Annotated in this window: 11 protein-coding genes and 1 tRNA gene; 5 read left to right on the forward strand and 7 right to left on the reverse strand. The window is 59.4% G+C overall.

Translation table 11 applies throughout. From position 1 onward, the window contains the following. Positions 1-94 precede the first annotated feature (94 nt). Complete coding sequence (locus FYB92_RS02805) at positions 95-1,831, reverse strand: ABC transporter ATP-binding protein/permease (protein ID WP_332828962.1); 1,737 nt, start codon at positions 1,829-1,831, stop codon at positions 95-97. Positions 1,832-2,131: 300 nt separating this feature from the next. On the opposite strand from FYB92_RS02805, the gene FYB92_RS02810 reads away from it, so the two are divergent. Next, positions 2,132-4,330 carry an EAL domain-containing protein gene (locus tag FYB92_RS02810; RefSeq protein ID WP_332828135.1) on the forward strand — a complete coding sequence of 733 codons (2,199 nt, stop codon included), beginning with the start codon at positions 2,132-2,134 and terminating at the stop codon, positions 4,328-4,330. 322 nt (positions 4,331-4,652) lie between these two features. Further along, the gene (locus tag FYB92_RS02815) at positions 4,653-5,102 is read left to right on the forward strand and encodes a DUF2501 domain-containing protein (RefSeq protein ID WP_062810045.1); all 450 of its coding nucleotides are present in this window, start codon (positions 4,653-4,655) and stop codon (positions 5,100-5,102) included. A gap of 544 nt (positions 5,103-5,646) precedes the next feature. Here FYB92_RS02815 and FYB92_RS02820 read toward each other — a convergent pair. From FYB92_RS02820 to FYB92_RS02835, 4 genes are read right to left on the reverse strand one after another with little or no spacing between them, the layout of a single operon-like run. Further along, positions 5,647-7,314 (reverse strand): ABC transporter substrate-binding protein, encoded by a 1,668-nt coding sequence (locus tag FYB92_RS02820; protein WP_003621424.1) that lies wholly within the window; start codon positions 7,312-7,314, stop codon positions 5,647-5,649. Continuing rightward, on the reverse strand, positions 7,311-7,931 hold the full coding sequence (locus FYB92_RS02825; RefSeq protein WP_003621426.1) for an SCO family protein: 621 nt from the start codon (positions 7,929-7,931) through the stop codon (positions 7,311-7,313). The genes FYB92_RS02820 and FYB92_RS02825 overlap by 4 nt, the downstream gene beginning before the upstream one ends. Further along, positions 7,931-10,717 carry a DNA polymerase I gene (gene polA, locus FYB92_RS02830; protein ID WP_332828136.1) on the reverse strand — a complete coding sequence of 929 codons (2,787 nt, stop codon included), beginning with the start codon at positions 10,715-10,717 and terminating at the stop codon, positions 7,931-7,933. The genes FYB92_RS02825 and polA overlap by 1 nt, the downstream gene beginning before the upstream one ends. Positions 10,718-10,732: 15 nt before the next feature. Continuing rightward, positions 10,733-10,948, reverse strand: coding sequence for a zinc-finger domain-containing protein (locus FYB92_RS02835; protein WP_062809584.1), 216 nt, complete (start codon positions 10,946-10,948; stop codon positions 10,733-10,735). Between the two features lie 70 nt (positions 10,949-11,018). Between FYB92_RS02835 and FYB92_RS02840 the strand changes: the two genes are divergently transcribed. Continuing rightward, positions 11,019-12,125, forward strand: a complete 1,107-nt coding sequence (locus FYB92_RS02840; RefSeq protein WP_075595782.1) for an alpha/beta hydrolase — start codon at positions 11,019-11,021, stop codon at positions 12,123-12,125. A 58-nt stretch (positions 12,126-12,183) separates the two neighbouring features. After that, positions 12,184-12,260: transfer RNA gene (locus tag FYB92_RS02845), tRNA-Arg, on the forward strand. Positions 12,261-12,465: 205 nt separating this feature from the next. On the opposite strand, the gene FYB92_RS02850 is transcribed toward FYB92_RS02845, so the two are convergent. After that, entirely contained in the window at positions 12,466-12,936 is a 471-nt protein-coding gene (locus tag FYB92_RS02850; protein ID WP_332828138.1) for a tyrosine-type recombinase/integrase, read from the reverse strand. 448 nt (positions 12,937-13,384) lie between these two features. On the opposite strand from FYB92_RS02850, the gene FYB92_RS02860 reads away from it, so the two are divergent. Beyond that, positions 13,385-14,839, forward strand: coding sequence for a restriction endonuclease (locus FYB92_RS02860; RefSeq protein WP_332828139.1), 1,455 nt, complete (start codon positions 13,385-13,387; stop codon positions 14,837-14,839). A 394-nt stretch (positions 14,840-15,233) separates the two neighbouring features. Here FYB92_RS02860 and FYB92_RS02865 read toward each other — a convergent pair. Beyond that, a protein-coding gene (locus tag FYB92_RS02865; RefSeq protein ID WP_237915129.1) for an IS3 family transposase occupies positions 15,234-16,384 on the reverse strand; the annotation gives its coding sequence in 2 pieces (ribosomal slippage) (positions 15,234-16,126 and positions 16,126-16,384; 1,152 coding nt in all). Positions 16,385-16,389 lie beyond the last annotated feature (5 nt).

The raw sequence follows: 16,389 nt of genomic DNA on the forward strand, positions 1-16,389 counted from the left end.
TATGATTTTTTATCAATGATGTGTTTTCAAATAATCTTTTATGGCCCCAGCCAGGTTATTTCCCCTTGTTTTTCCCCTTGCCCTGATATCGCGCCTAGGCGGCCTCCCCCGCGCGGTGGAGGGTGATGCAGGTGTCATGCGCCTCCAGCAAGGTGGCGCGATGGGTGATGGAAACGAGGGTGATATCGGGGCATTCCCGGCGCAGCACCGTATAGAGCATGCCCTCCGCCACTGTATCGAGGCTGGAGGTCGATTCGTCGAGGAAGACCCACGCCGGACGCGCCACCAGAATCCGTGCAAACGCCAGGCGTTGCTGCTCCCCGGGGGAAAGCGTCTGCGCCCAGGGGGCTTCCTCATCCAGCAGCGCCTCAAGCTGCGCCAGCCCCACCGCCGCAAGTGCTGCGCGCACGGCTGTATCGGACACCTGCGTGTCGGCCATGGGGTAGCACACGGCCCGGCGCAGGCTGCCCACCGGCAGGTAGGGCCGTTGCGGCACGAACATCATCGCGGTGTCGGGACGTTCGATTTCACCCCGGGCAAAGGGCCAGATCCCCGCCAGGACCCGGAACAGGGTCGATTTGCCCGTGCCCGATGGTGCGGAAATGACCGTCATCGCCCCGTGGCGCAATGTCATCGACACATGGTCCAGCATGGTCGTGCCATCAGGGCGCAGGACCGTCAGGTCACGCACCACCATGTCCGCCCCGGCGGCGACAGGGGTGATGCGGCATTCCCCCTCCATCGCATGTGCGCGATCCATGACGCGCTGGAACGTGGCAAGTCGCGCGACCTCCGCATGCCATGTGGCAAGCGAGGCATAGGAGGTGGAGAACCACCCCATCGCCCCCTGCACGCGTGAAAACGCCATGACCATCTGCATCAGCGTGCCGAACGTCATCTTGTTGGCGAAATAGCGGATAGAGCCGACAAGCAGCGCGAAATTGCCTGATATCACCTCCAGCCCCGTCGTCAGAAGCCCCAGCCCCCGCGTGCGCCGCATGATGGCGAGGAAGTTGTCATAGACGGAGGAAAATGCATGCTCCAGCCCGGCCTTCTCCTCTGTTTCGCCACCATACAGGGCGATCCCTTCGGCATTGTCGCGCACATGCACCAGCCCGTACCGCAGGTCGGCTTCCGCGCGTTGCTGAAAGAACTGCAACCCCGCCAGCCGGTGCCCCACCAGATGCGTGATCCATGTGGCGAAGATCGAATACAGCAGCGCCGCCCAGAAGAAATAGCCCGGGATCGTGATCCCCAGCACCACCAGCGGCCCCGACAGCGCCCACAGCAGCCCGGCATAGCTGAACAGCGTGACGATATTGGTCACGAGGTTGACGAACTGCGTCAGGGTATCGGTGACGAAGCTGTTGATATCCTCCTGTATGCGCTGATCCGGGTTGTCGGCCCCTGCCTCCAGCCCGGATGTGACAAGGGCGATGCGGTAATAGGTCTGGTTTTCCAGCCATTGCGCCGTCATCCGCCGCGTCAGCCACCGCCGCCAGCGCAGTTGCAGCATCTGTTGCAGATAGGGCAGGTAGACCCCGATCACCAGCGCGGGCGTGGCGATGGGGAAAAAGCCGGGAATGATGTTGCCGCTTTCGCCGCGCACATACCAGAACAGGCCACGCAGGAAGGTCTTGACGTCGCGCTGTTGCAACGCGGTGTAATAGACGTTGCGCGCGAACGACTGTACCAGGTCGATTCCCACCAGGGAGAATGTCAGCGCCAGTACGCCAATCAGCAGCGCCCATGCACGGCCGCGTTCCTCCGACATGAAATAGGGACGTGTCAGGTACCAGACATCTTTGAGCACGAGGCGTAAATGCTGCATCATTCAGGGTCCGCGCGACGGGAGCAGGCGTGAATGCCGCCCCTGCCTTCGTGTGTGTCACGAAGCGGGGCGGGACTCAATCTCCGTCACGTACGCGGCATGGGGGTGGTGTTGCATTCTTGTATGAACCCCGCCAAGGGGATAAACGGTTAGGGAGAACCGGTTGAATGACCCTGTGCGGCGCACATGCACGTATCGCTGGCCCCAAGTGCCGGTAATGTCGCAAAGCGGGGAGGTCATGGCCGTTTCTGGCCCGGACATCCCCGCGCCGGCAGCGGATGGCAGAAGAAAAACGACGATATGACAACCTATACGCATTCTCCGGACCTGCAGTTTTCCGACCTCGCGCTTCAGCATGTCCCCGAGGCGGTGGTACTGATAAACGACCGTAACGATATCGTTTTCTACAATGATGCCGCACAGAGACTGTGGGGTCTTTCGCGCGAGGAGGTGATGGGCCGCAATGTCCGTTGCCTCGTGCCGGTGGCCTATCGCGCGGACCATGACAGCTTCATCGCCCGCCATCGCGAGGACGGGAGCCACCATAATGTCGGCACCACCCGCGATGTGGAATTCGTCACCGCCAGTGGGGAAGCGCGGCGTGGGCGGCTGTCGTTGTCACAGGTGGTGCGTCCGGGCGTGCCGGGCGTCTTTTACATGGGTATCATGACCGATGTGACGCAAGAACGCCTTGCCGAAAGCATCCTTCAGCTTCGCAATGACCTGCTGCGCAGCCTGACGACCGAAAAGCTGCCATTGGACCAGAGCGGGCAATTCCTGTGCCACCGGATCGAAAACACGATTTCCGATTGCTGCGTGGTGCTGTTGCATCCCGGTGGGCGCGACGGGCGGATGGATGTGACCGCCACGACCACCCTGCCACGCCGGATGCGCAATGCACTTGCGACATGCGTGCCCGACGCGGCGGAGATCGCGGCCCTGCGGGACAATCCTGATGCCGCGCTGGATGTGGCGTGGACGCGCCATGCGGTGCTGGCGCGCGCGTTCGGGTTCGTCATGTGCGTGGCGGCCCCCGTCACCACCCATGATGGCACGCCGGCGGGGGTGCTTGCGATCTATCTGCGTGATCCCGCGATGAAGGAATGGGCGCAGGCGGTGATGCAGGCTGCAACCCCGTTCTGCACCCTGGCGCTTGGTCGCGATGCCGCGCGGCAGCGGATCGCCCAGTTGTCGGAACGCGACACGCTGACGGGGTTGCTGAACCGTTCGTCGCTTAACCGTTATATTGAGACGATGACGTCGGATCGGCAGGATGCCGTGTTCACGGTCATGGTCCTTAATATCGACAGTTTCCGCGACATCAACAACGCACTTGGCCATGTCCATGCCGACAACTTCCTGCGTGAGGTGGCAAAGCGCCTGCAAAAGCTGTCGGCCGGGCGGTTCATCATCAGCCGCAGCAGTGGTGACGAATTCATCGTCGTGGTGCCCCATTGCCCCCGCGCTGTGGCGATGGAACAGGCGACGCGCATTATCCGCACCATTGCCGAACCCATCGAAATCAATGACAGCGCCATCACCCTGTCGGTTTCCATCGGGATCGCGTGTTTTCCCGATGACGGGCCTGATGGCGAATCCCTGCTTGGCCATGCCGATGTCGCGCTTCAACAGGCCAAGAACGAAGGGCGCGGTACCTATAAATTCGCGGATTCAAGCAAGAACCGCCTGGCGCAGGACCGCCTGCTGCTGGGCAGTGCGCTGCATGAAAGTGTGTCCAAGGGACTGCTGCACCTGCATTACCAACCCCAGATCGACACGATGACGGGCACGCTGTACGGTGTGGAGGCGCTGGCGCGGTGGCATCACCCGCATCTTGGCAACATCTTCCCCTCGCGCTTCATCGCGGTGGCGGAGGAAACGGGACAGATCGCGGCCATCGGCCGGTGGTCCCTGCAGGAAGCCTGCCGCCAGATGGGACAGTGGGACCGCGATGGCATCCATGTGCCCACCGTTGCGGTCAACCTGTCGGCCGCGCATTTCGGCGATCACAGCGTGCCGGAATATATCACTGGCCTGTTGCGCACCTATGACCTGACGCCGGACCGCCTGACGGTGGAAATCACGGAAAATGTCATGATGGAAAGTGGCAAGGCCACGCATGACGTGTTGCAGGCCATCCGCAATATCGGGGTGGGCCTGTCGATGGACGATTTTGGCACGGGCTATTCCTCGCTGTCGCGCCTGACGCGCCTGCCGCTGACGGAAATCAAGATCGACCGCAGTTTCATCAATGATTTCGAACATGACACCAATGCGCAGGCCGTGACCACCGCCGTCATCGGCATTGGCAACCGCCTTGGCATGACCGTTGTGACCGAAGGTGTGGAAACCGTGCAGCAGCGTCAGTTGCTGGAGGATCTGAAATGCGACGTGATGCAGGGGTACCTGTTCGCGCGTCCATTGCCCGCAGACGAACTGGAAAAATGGATACGCGCGCGTGAAGCCGACGCGATGCAGGCGGGTACCCCCCGCGCCTGAGGCGCGGTATCCGCAATATTGGGTCACATAATCTTGAGCCCGACAACGTCCGATTATACCTGATCCGAAATGTTTTTTGACTGCCTGTCATGTCATGGTCTGAAAAAACCTTGATACGGGAATGACTTTGCGCATTCATGTTGTGTCGGATCATGGCCTGCATCCACGGCATTGCTGCCATATATCCAAAAGACGAATGTCTGGCATATGCGGTGCAGGGGACCGGGGCGGGCATCCCATGGTAACATGACATCTACTGACACACGCCAGCCACGCATGCCGTTGCGTCTGGTCGCGCAATAATTGAATAAAGGTGAACAAAATGATCTCGTGTCTCGGTCGCGTCCTGTCCGTCGGTGCCGTTGCAACCCTGCTTGCCGCCGCGCCCGTGCTGGCGCATGCGGAAACATCCCCGCCGACGGGTGCTGGCGTTGCCAATCAGGTTGAACAGATCAAGATGGGATCGCTGTCGGAAAAGACGGTGATGTCGGCCGTGTCTTCGGCCAAGCCGGCCGATCTTGGCGGTATTCTCAACTACTGCATTCAGTCCAACTACCTGACCGCGTCCGAGGCATGGCCCGTGCTTGCGGCCCTGAACAAGAAGACCAATGATGTCCCGTCCAACAGCAAGGGCAACATGTCTTATGCCGATGGGTCCACCGGGCTGCTGAAGGTTGGTGGCAAGGCGCCGATATCGCTCGAAGATGCATCGACCGATATCCGTCGTGCGGCCTGCGCAAAGGTCGAGGCACGGGCGAAATCTCTGCTCTGATCGTCCTGTCTGGCGGGCGTATCCTTCTGGATGCGCCCGTGTTGCGTAAGGGATAAAGTCTTTCGGGGGGTTCAGGTTTTTTAAAGGGGATGTTTAAAAACCTGTATCAATGCCCCACTGAAAAATGAAAGCTTTTGACAAAGATTTTCAGAAATCTTTGCGAGGCAGGGTATTTTTCTAACATGGGATGGTGCCTGAAGGTTTTTTCCATTTCCTGTCAGGTGGATATTTTCAAAACGTTTTTGAAAAGCCATGATCCCATAAAAGTTTTTTGTGATGTTCTTTTAAGAAAGCAACATCTGAAAACCGATATGTGCTTTAGAGACTGTTTGAAAAGCGAGTCTTAATAACATCCTGAAATTATAAAGGTTTTTGGTGAAGCTTTTTCTAAAAAGCTTCGAAAGACGCTGCTTTTTTGAAAAAAGGCAGCACCCAGAAACTTTTCCTGTTTTTTATCAATGGGTTGTTTTCAAACACTCTCTTATTATCAATGGGGAATTTCCACGCAGTATGCGGGAAAACCTGTGTCCCCCTGCCTGCGCCTTTACTGCACCCATACCTGTGAAAAAATCATGTGGTACAGTGTGGTATAGAAATAATTCCCAAGCCGTTTGGACACTAGGTCCACATAATTCATATGGATGACCGGCACGCCTGGGGATTGGCGGGTGATCAGGTCATTGGCCTGTATCCACAATGCCTGCGCGGCCTGTGGGTCCACGGTTGCGCGGGCACGATCCATCACCTGTTGCACCTGTGTATTGCAAAAGCCGGGGATGTTGATCGAACTGTCGGAATGGGGATGAAAATTCTCGCACCCGAACAGGGTATCGAGGAAGTTGGAGGGCGAGGGATAATCCGCGTACCATTCACGCAGGCTGATCTGCACATGGTTGTCGGTGTTTTCGATGTACCCCGAATGGATGGTCTGTGACACGCTGCGTACATGCGCGTTGTAGCCGATGGCCTGCAACATTCCGCGCACATAGGTTCCCATGCTCATATCCACCGCATTGGCCGCGACCACCAGCGTGACATCCTGCCCTGCCGTGCCGCTTTCACGTACCAGTTGTCGGGCGCGTTCAAGGTCGGCCCCACGCCATGCGGGCGCGGGATGGTCGGGAGAGGCATCGCGGGTATAGGCGCATTGCCCGTCATTGGGCAGCAACCCGGGCGGCACCATGGTGCATAATGGCGCACCCAGCGCGCCGCCACCGGCCAGAATCGTCATGGCGCGGCGGTCCAGCGCGTAATTGACCGCCTGGCGGGCCTTGATGTTGTTGAATGGCGGCAGGTTGACATTCAGGGGCATGAAATACAGCCCGAATAACGGATGTACATGCACCTGTGCTGTGTAACGCGCGCCAAGTTCACCCAGGCGGTCCAGCGGCTTGTTGCCAAAGGCCCAGTCGTACTGGCCATTTTCCACCGCCGTGACCGCATCTTCATCCGACAGGCCGAAATCATAGGAAATGGCGTCAACATACCCATCGGGCTGTGCCGCGTCGTTCCATGAATGGAAATAGGGATTGCGTTCCAGCCGCATATGCTGCTGCGGGTCATAGGCGACGATATGATACGGCCCCGTGCCGGGGATGGGGGTATTGCCTACATCATGCAACGGCGTGTCCGCAGGCAGGATGGAGGCGTGGGGAAAGGCGATCTTTTGCGGGAATTCCGCATCCGGTTCCTTCAGGCGGATGGTGATGCGCCGTGTCGCGGGGTCGGTCTGCACCCCATCGGCCAGGGTGCAGCGCGCAACATCGCGCATACAGTCATCCGCGCCCAGGATACCACCATAAAACGAACCCGCGGTCGGGCTGCCGACGATGAAGATCCGCCGCAGCGACGCCACCACGTCATCAAGCCCGACCTCGCGCCCATCGGAAAAATGGATGCCCCGACGCAGGGTAAAGATCCAGGTCCGCCCCCCATCGGGCGTATCGGGCAGGGATTCGGCAAGGTCGGGAACCAGTTCGCTTCCCGCCGGTCCCTGTGCCTTGCGAAAGTTCAGCAGCCCGTCATAGACGACATTGAAAAGCTGCATATACATGGAGGCATAGTCGATCTGCGGGTCCAGCGTCCCGGCAGAGGCACGCGCCGTCAGCCGCAGCGTCCCGCCCCGGTGGTCCGCCGCATGCGCCGTCCCCGCGCCGTGCAGGCAGGCCATGCCCGCGATGGCCAGCGCCAGGCACGATCCGGGCAGCTTCATTTACCGTTCGCCATCAACTGCTCGATCCGGTCGGCGATTTCCTGTCCCGTGGCGGTTGTGGGGATCGTGCCGGAATACCGCTCGGTCGGGGACATGATGACGATCTGTGATGCCGGTTCCATCATGTAATCCCCACCTTCCAGCGGCTGCCGGACATAGGGGGCATGATATTCACGGGCCACGGCCTCGATCATCTTGGGCGATCCTGTCATGCTGAACAGGCGCGGGCCAAAACGCAGCGTATAGGTGCGCAGTACGTCCGATGTGTCGCGCATCGGGTCAAGCGAAATGAAGATCGGCGCGACATGGTGCGCCTTTGCCGGGCCAAGGATGTCCATCGCCTTGGCCATGGACGCCATCGTCGCGCCGCAGACCGTATCGGGACAGTGGGTGGAGCCGAAATAGACCAGCATCCACCGCCCGCGGAAATCACTGTCGAGCACCGACCCGTCGGCCCCGTTAATCAGGCGGAAGGAACCGCCCACCTCATTGCCATAGGTCGTCAGCGGCGGGGGCATCCGGTCAAAGATGCGGTAGCCCACATACCCCGCCAGTGTTGAAACCACCACGATCACCAGCGTGACGATAAGGATAAACCTGTCGCGTTTACTCAGCATCAGTGTGCGTCCGCCCAATTCGTTCCGGTCCCGGTTTCCACCACCAGCGGCACGGAAAGGGTCGCTGCGGATTCCATGACCTGCTTTACAAGGGCGGCGAGACGGTCCGCCTCTTCGTGCCGCACCTCGAACAGAAGTTCGTCATGGACCTGAAGCAGCATGCGTCCGTCAAGCCCCGCATCACGCATTGCGTGAGGAATCTGCACCATCGCGCGTTTTATGATGTCCGCCGCCCCCCCCTGCAGCGGGGCGTTGATGGCCTGGCGTTCGGCGTAATTGCGGCGTGCGGCGTTGCGCCCGTTGATTTCCGGCACCCAGCAGCGCCGCCCGAAGGGGGTGACGACATATCCGTTGGCGCGGGCCTCTTCACGCGTGCGCTCCATATAATCGCGGATGCCGGGATAGCGCGCGAAATATGCGTCGATATATCCTTTTGCCTCCCCCGGTGCGATGCCAAGCTGCCGGCTGAGGCCAAAGGCGCTGATGCCGTATATGATGCCGAAATTGATCGCCTTGGCGCGACGGCGCGTCAGCGGGTCCATCCCCTCGATCGGGATGCCGAACACTTCGGACGCGGTGCGGGCATGGATATCCTGCCCCAGCGCAAAGGCATCCTTCAGCGCGGGAATGTCCGCCACATGCGCCAGCAGCCGCAGTTCGATCTGTGAATAATCCGCCGACAGCAGGACCTGTCCCGCAGGCGCGATGAAGGCGCGGCGGATGCGCCCGCCCTCTTCTGTGCGCACGGGGATGTTCTGCAGGTTGGGATCGTTCGACGACAGCCGCCCCGTGGTCGTCACCGCCATCTGGAATGAGGTGTGGACCCGCCCCGTCGCGGGATCGACCTGGTTGACCAGCGCATCGGCATAGGTGCTTTTGAGCTTGGCGAGCTGCCGCCATGCCAGCACCTCGGCCGGAAGGTCATGCCCCTTGTCCGCAAGGTCCTGCAACACGGACGAATCCGTCCCCCATGCGCCGGACTTCATGCGCTTGCCCCCGGTCAGGCCCATTTCGTCGAACAGGATCTCGCCCAGTTGCTTGGGGGAGCCGACATTGAACTCCCGCCCCGCAAGGGTATGGATACGTGCCTCGATCATGGCCATGCGCCCTGCGAATTCGACCGACATGGCCCGCAGGTCGTGCGCATCGACCGCGATGCCCATGCGTTCCATGTCCGCCAGGATCGCAACCAGTGGGCGTTCCAGTTCCTCATACAGCGCAAGGGCCTGGTTGGGGCGCAGCAGCGGGCGCAGCACATGCCACAGGCGCAGCGTCACGTCCGCATCCTCGGCGGCGTAGGTGGTGGCGCGCGCGATGTCCACCCGGGCGAAGGGAATGCGGTTACGCCCGGTGCCCGTCACCTCGTCATAGGGGATGGGCGTATGGCCCAGATACACCCGCGACAGTTCGTCCATGCCCTGCGTATGCTTGCCCGCGAACTGCGCATAGGAAATCAGCATCGTATCGTCGATGGGCGTGGGCTGTGGCGCGCCCGCGCGCACCAGTACCTCAAGGTCGAACTTGGCGTTCTGGAAGACCTTGAGCACCGACGGGTCCACCAGCAGGTCCGACAGGCATTCCAGCGCGATGGCGACATCCATCTGCGTTACAGAGGCGCTGTCCATCAGGTCGCCTTCATGCGCCAGCGGGATGTAGCACGCGCGGCCCGGCCCGGTCGCCAGCGAAATCCCCACCAGTCCCGCGCGCAGCGGGTCGAGCCCATCGGTTTCCGTATCCACCGCACATACGCCCGCGTCCCGCGCCTGTGCCACCCATGCGCGCAGCGTGTCGGCGTCGGTGATGGTGTCATACGTCCCGTACGGCGCATCGGGCACGGTGCCTGCGGTGTGGGCGGCATCATCCGCAAGCGGCGGGGGGGCGGGGGGAATGAACGGGGTTCCGCGCCGCTCCGCCCCCATGGATTTCAGGCCGATGCGCTGCAGAAGGGAGCGAAAGCCCATCGCCTCCAGCCAGGGGCCGAGTCGCGCCTCGTCCACGTCGCAGCAGGCGAGGGAGGCGAGCGACACGGGGCAGGGCGCGTCCTCGCGCAGGGTGACGAGCTTGCGTGACAGGCGCGCCATGTCCGCGTGCGCGATCAGGTTATCACGCCGTTTTGACGGCTTCATCCGCGCGGCACCCGCAAGGATGGCGTCGAGCGAGCCATATTCCTCCATCAGCGCGGCCGCCGTCTTCGGCCCGATTCCCGGCACGCCGGGCACGTTGTCCACCGGGTCGCCAATCAGGGCCTGCACGTCGATGACCTGTGCCGGGGCGACGCCGAACTTGGCCATCACCTCGGCCTCGCCAATGGGTTTCTGCTTGATCGGGTCCATCATCGACACGCCCGGACGCACAAGCTGCATCAGGTCCTTGTCAGAGGAGATGATGGTGCAGGTGCCCCCCACATCCGTCGCCTTGCGCGCATAGGCCGCGATCAGGTCATCGGCTTCCCAGCCTGCCTCCTCGATCGCGGGCACGCTGAAGGCCGCCGTCGCATCACGCACCAGCGCGAATTGCGGGCGCAGGTCTTCGGGCGGTTCGGGGCGATGGGCCTTGTACTGGTCATACAGGTCGTTGCGGAACGTGTGGCGTCCCGCGTCGAAGATAACCGCCAGATGTGTTCCCGCATGTTCGCGCAGCAGCCGGGCGAGCATGTTGGTGAACCCGAATACCGCATTGACGGGCGTTCCGTCCGGGCTGGTCATGGGGGGCAAGGCGTGGAAGGCACGGAAAATGAAACCGGAACCATCCACAAGGATCAGGCGGACCTGCGCGTCAGTGTGCATCGGGATCTGGGGTTTTCAGTGCGCGTCGCCGGGCGTTGCCTCGGGGTTGAGCACGAACAGGCGTGAGCAGTAGGGACAGAAGGTCTGGTGGTCCGCGATGCGCAGGAAAACGCGCGGGTGGCCCAGCGCGCCAAGGCCGCCGTCGCATGACAGGACGCGCGAATCGACCACGATGGTTTCGATCAGGCCAAGTACGGGGCGTGGCGTCGGGTTTTTGGTCAGGGCTTGCATTTCGGTGAACCTCGGGCTTGTTGTCCGGCATGGAGTGCGATGCCCCGGTGGACCCGTGGCGTCGGTGACGATGATACGCAGGATTGCCGTGCTTTCAAACCTTCGCCTGTCACGCCTGCTTTATCCGGCGTTCCTTTTCCTGTTGGCGGGATGTGTGATGCATGATGCCCCCACGCCGCTTCCGCCGCCACGGCATGCGGCGCTGGGCCGTGTCGTGCCGCCCGACAGGGTGATGGACGTGCCCGGCACGGGGCGTGTGCCCCTGCGTGTCTGGCGCGCGCATGGGATGCCGCGCGCGGTGATCCTTGCGCTGCATGGGTTCAACGACAGCCGCGATGCATGGGAACGTCCCGGCCCGGTTCTGGCGGCGCATGGCATCACGGTCTATGCCCCGGACCAGCCGGGATTCGGCGCGATGCCGGATCGGGGCGGATGGGCGGGGACGGATGCGATGGTCGCCGCCGCATCGGCGGAGGCCGCGGCCATCCACCATGAAAATCCCGACATCCCCCTGTATGTGGCGGGTGAAAGCATGGGGGGCGCGGTGGCCGTGTGCATGTCGGCGCGGGAGGCGGCGCACACACGGATGTCGGGACAGGCATCGGATGTCGCGGGTTATATCCTGCTGGCCCCGGCGGTGTGGGACCTTGGTGTGGGGACGGACGCGACATTGGGGGCGATGGCCATGCTTGCGCCGCGATGGCGGCTGACGGGGCGCGAACTGCCGGTACATGTCACGGCGTCGGATGACATGCTGGCGCTGGCGCGGCTGTATTACGATCCGCTGACGTTGCGTACCACGCGCACGACGGCCCTGGCTGGGCTGGCTTTGCTGATGCATCGCGCGGCGCAGGATGTGGGGCATATGCAGGGGCCGGTGCTTGCGATCTATGGCGGGCGGGACCAGCTTGTGCCCGCATCTGCGATGAATCGGGCATGGGCGCATCTGCCCCCCGATGCGCGGCGCGATTTCATCCCGGCGGGGTATCACCTGCTGTTGCGCGGGCGCGAAGGGGATAAGGTTACGCGTGACATCATTTCCTGGATCGGGCGGCCAGATGATTTCCTGCCATCGGGCGGAGATATCGCCGCCAGCACCTGGAATGATGCGCGCGCAGGCGATGCGCAGGTTCCCTTCTTCCTGCCCGCACGGATGGACGGGCTGGTGCGGAAATGAAATTGCATGATTTCAGGGCTGGCGTTCGCCGTCATGACAGGGTATGGAAAGCGGCAGTGGACTCGTAGCTCAGCTGGATAGAGCGTCGCCCTCCGAAGGCGAAGGTCGAAGGTTCGAATCCTTTCGAGTCCGCCATACCTCCGATAAAATAGGCAAATATCAATTACTTATCGGAAAGTTTGCCAGGCTCATTCCGTAGTTTGCCAATTTGTTCCAGTCTGCTCATCGCATCCCCCGCCAATTTTGCCTGTTCGACAGCCCGCGTATGACGTTCAATTTCTGCCAATGTGCGATGCCCGGTGATGGCGGCAATCTGGTGGGTTGTGCATCCCGCTTCTGCTCATCGCCGCGCTGCTGCTTTTCGCAGGCCATGCGGACTACATTCCTTGGGTAATCCTGCATCGGCGCACCATGATACGAAATTATTATAGAACCCATTGACCGAAAATGGACGCCCGCGCTCTGTTGCCAGAAAGGTTCCTGCGCCACAATCCGTCCATGCCGATAGTTCGATTTCAAGTGCCGGATGCACCGGGATCAGAAGCCCCGCGCCAGTTTTAACCTGCCTTACCCGAATCGTTCCTTCTATCGTATCTGCTGGCCCCATGCGCACAGCATCGCTACGTCTCTGTCCAGTATAGAGAAGAATCGCAAGCGCCAGTCGAGGGTTACTGCCGGGCGGCCAATGCGCTTCATATTGCGCAATTTCTGCATCTGTCCACGAATGGATACCCACGCTACGCACTTTAACCCGCCGAACATCTACAGTGTGATCGGTATCACGCCACCCCAGGTCAATGGCGTATTGCATGAGCATCCCCCATAGCCGCTTCGATTTGCTGTGGTTGGACTGTTGGACTGTTCCTGAAGCAGGAAACGCACGTTGGCAGGCTGCATGTCTGTCACTGGCAGGGTTGCATACCCACGCCATCCCCATGCACCATACGCTTTGGGCAATATCCACTGCCATACGCGCTGCCCGGAAGGCGGCTGGGGTCGAGTTTATCGCTGAGAATAATGGCGGGGCTGGCGTGCGGTTGAGGAAGAGCGAGTAAGGAAGAGGTGTCCGCAGGCAAAGCTCAATACATTGCGCGCCGATCAGGCCCCCTCGACGTTTAGCTTATTAACCGCACATTGCAGACAAATTTGGAAACGGGGGAGTTATATCTCACTCGGCAGGTCCATGGGCATATTGCCCAGAGTGACTGCAAGCAAACGCCCGGCTAGAAAAAAGGCCCATCTGGAATTCATGGAAAGATATGGACTACATTCACGGACTCATGGAGGGGAAAATGCGTCCGAAATTAATATTAATATCTTCTTTTATAATATTTTCTAATGTGTCTTATATTAAATGTGGATATGCTGCCAGCACGTTACCTGCAAGCGGCCAGGTTGACTGGCAGATAACTGACACGGCTATCGGCGAGGCACCGATTATATATTCAGATCAATCCGGTCTAAAATTTGGAATTTCTGCATCGCGCAGTCATCTGGTTCATATCGATGTAACTGACAACGCACATAAAATTTCCAGTGGATCATGGAAAATAGGTGATTATACTCTCCCCCTTGTCCCAGATCCTGATGAAGCCGGTCATTTTGGTGCGGATGTTCCCGCAGCAGAGACAAAAGCATTCGTCCACAATTTTACCGCAGCAGCATCTTCCACCATTCAATTAAGTGATGGGACGACACCTCATATTTCCCTCGCCGGATCTTCAGTTGCCATTGATGCATTTAATAAATATGTAGACACACACGGAGTTCTTCTTCCTCTTCCCTTCGCGCAACCGCACATATCGACGACTGAGTCCCCGACAGAAGATGTCGCTGCGCCTATGACTTCCCCAGCTAGTGCAGCTTCGCCTTTGTCTTTCAACAGCACGCAGAAAGACGATAATCACTCAGGCCTCTCGTCTTTCTGGAGAGTCGTTATCGCTGTTGCGCTCGCATTTGCTGGCGTGAAAATTTTCCAAGAAATTTCTCGACACAAACGGAAAAGGCAAGAGCGTGAAGCAATTGATGCAGACAACGCCCGAACGGCCCATGGCCTTCAACTATGTATTAGAGAGATTAAAGCAAAAGAAAAAATTCTTGCAATGAAGTGGCGTCAAAATATTTATCAAGACGACTACGGAACAATTATCACAAAAAAATGGGAACCTGAAATACCTATTTTTTTAAATAGTAGAATTGTTCCTATTTTACAACAAAATAACCTATTGGATAAATGGGAAATAATTAGAGCAGAAGTCATTGCCGAAATTAATCGAACTGCATCTAAGGCAATACCTGATATTATCCCGACGGAACCGGTCACGTCTGGTCCCGAAATCTTTTCTCCCACAATGAATCCATACGATTATGAAGAACACTGCGCCATTCTTCTGCGCCAGATCGGGTGGAACGCTCGCGCCACGGTAGCATCTGGCGACCAGGGCGCGGATGTGATTGCGGATAAGGACGGCAAGAAGATTGTCCTACAATGCAAGCTCTATTCCAACCCTGTTGGAAATGATGCTGTCCAGCAGGCTTTCTCCGCCATGGGTTATTATGACTGTACGCACTCGGCGGTTGTATCCAATGCGGGCTTCACGACTTCTGCAAGGCAGCTTGCCAGTAAAAACGGAGTTACTCTCCTTAATCACGCTCAGCTTCAAGATTATGCACGCGATGTCGAGATTGAAGATGGAGATCGTTATGGCACGTAACAGAGACATGGGCTCTGGACCACGAGTGCCCAGCCCGAGGGGCTGGCCCTTGCGGGTGTTGGCGACACGGACGGTATCACCGTCGGGGTGACGGGCAGCGCCAAGATGATCCTTGGATATATCGATCCCGATTGTGAGCGATGCGGGTGGCAGTTCGGCCTTGGAAGCCGCAACTGGATGCATCATCTTTTCCATGTCCTATCCGGGAAAGACAAAGCCGGTCCCGTTCGTAGGCTGGCGCAGGCCATCCAGAAGAGCAAGGGCAGCACTGGACAAGGGGCATGCGATGTAACCGGGCCGCCCTTCATCTTCTCCGCCGGTATTGTCCACATACGGATGGGGTCATATCAATTTCAGACCATAGGCAGTGACGTGCCCCCTTTTTTGTATCCACTTAAAAGGAGAGTTCCCGTTTTTTATGGCTTGGGGTTGATGGAATGACAAGGGTCTCGGGGGCATGCCCCCGAGACCCTTGTCTGGCGATCTGATCCGGTGTCCTGCCATCCAGCTGGGAATGGGGACGCACCGTATTGTAGTCTTCCCGCCAGTCAGCCAGAACCTGTCGGGCATGGCTGAGAGACGTGAACAGCGTCTCGTTGAGGCATTCATCCCTCAACCGGCCGTTGAAACTTTCGACAAAGCCGTTCTGTTGCGGTTTCCCGGGGGCGATATAGTGCCATTCAACCTTCATCTCATCCGCCCATTTCAGGATGGCATGGGATGTGAACTCCGTACCGTTGTCGCTGACAATCATGAGGGGTTTGCCATATCGTTCCACCAGGGCCGTCAGTTCCCGCGCCACACGTCCACCTGATAATGACGTGTCGGCAACCAATGCCAGGTTCTTGCGACTGAAATCGTCGATAACAGCCAGAATGCGGAACCGGCGGCCACAGATCAGGGCATCCGAGACAAAATCCAGGCTCCAGCGCTGCCCGGGTTCCTGAGGGATGGTCATGGGAGAACGCGTCCCCAGTGCCCTCTTGCGGCCGCCCCGATGGCGGACTTTCAGCCCTTCCTCCTGGTAAAGACGGAACAGCTTCTTGTGATTGGGGCTGAACCCTTCGCGTGCCAGAAGATAACCCAGGCGGCGATAGCCAAAGCGGCGTCTCTGGCTCGCTAGATCCCGCAGGCGCTGGCGCAGGGTGGCATCATCTGCCCGGGTGGAAACATACCGCGCAACACGCCTGGCAAGACCAACAAGGGCACAGGCGCGACGCTCACTCACCTCCAGAGCCTTTTGAAGGTGTAGGACCGCCTGCCGCTTTGCGACAGGCGTCACCACTTTTTTCCAACAATTTCCTTCAACGCCGCATTATCCAGCATCGCATCCGCCAGGAGACGCTTCAGACGACCGTTTTCATCTTCCAAGGCCTTCAGTCGTTTGGCCTCAGATACCTCAAGGCCACCATAGCGGGTCTTCCATTTGTAAAACGTCGCATCACTGATCCCGTGTTTGCGGCAAAGATCAGAGACCTTGAGCCCAGCCTCCTGTTCCTTCAGCACCCCTATGATCTGCTCTTCCGTAAAACGACTGCGTTTCATTCGTC

The sequence above is a fragment of the Novacetimonas sp. GS1 genome (genome assembly GCF_036686925.1).
GTDB classification, from domain to species: Bacteria; Pseudomonadota; Alphaproteobacteria; order Acetobacterales; family Acetobacteraceae; genus Novacetimonas; species Novacetimonas hansenii.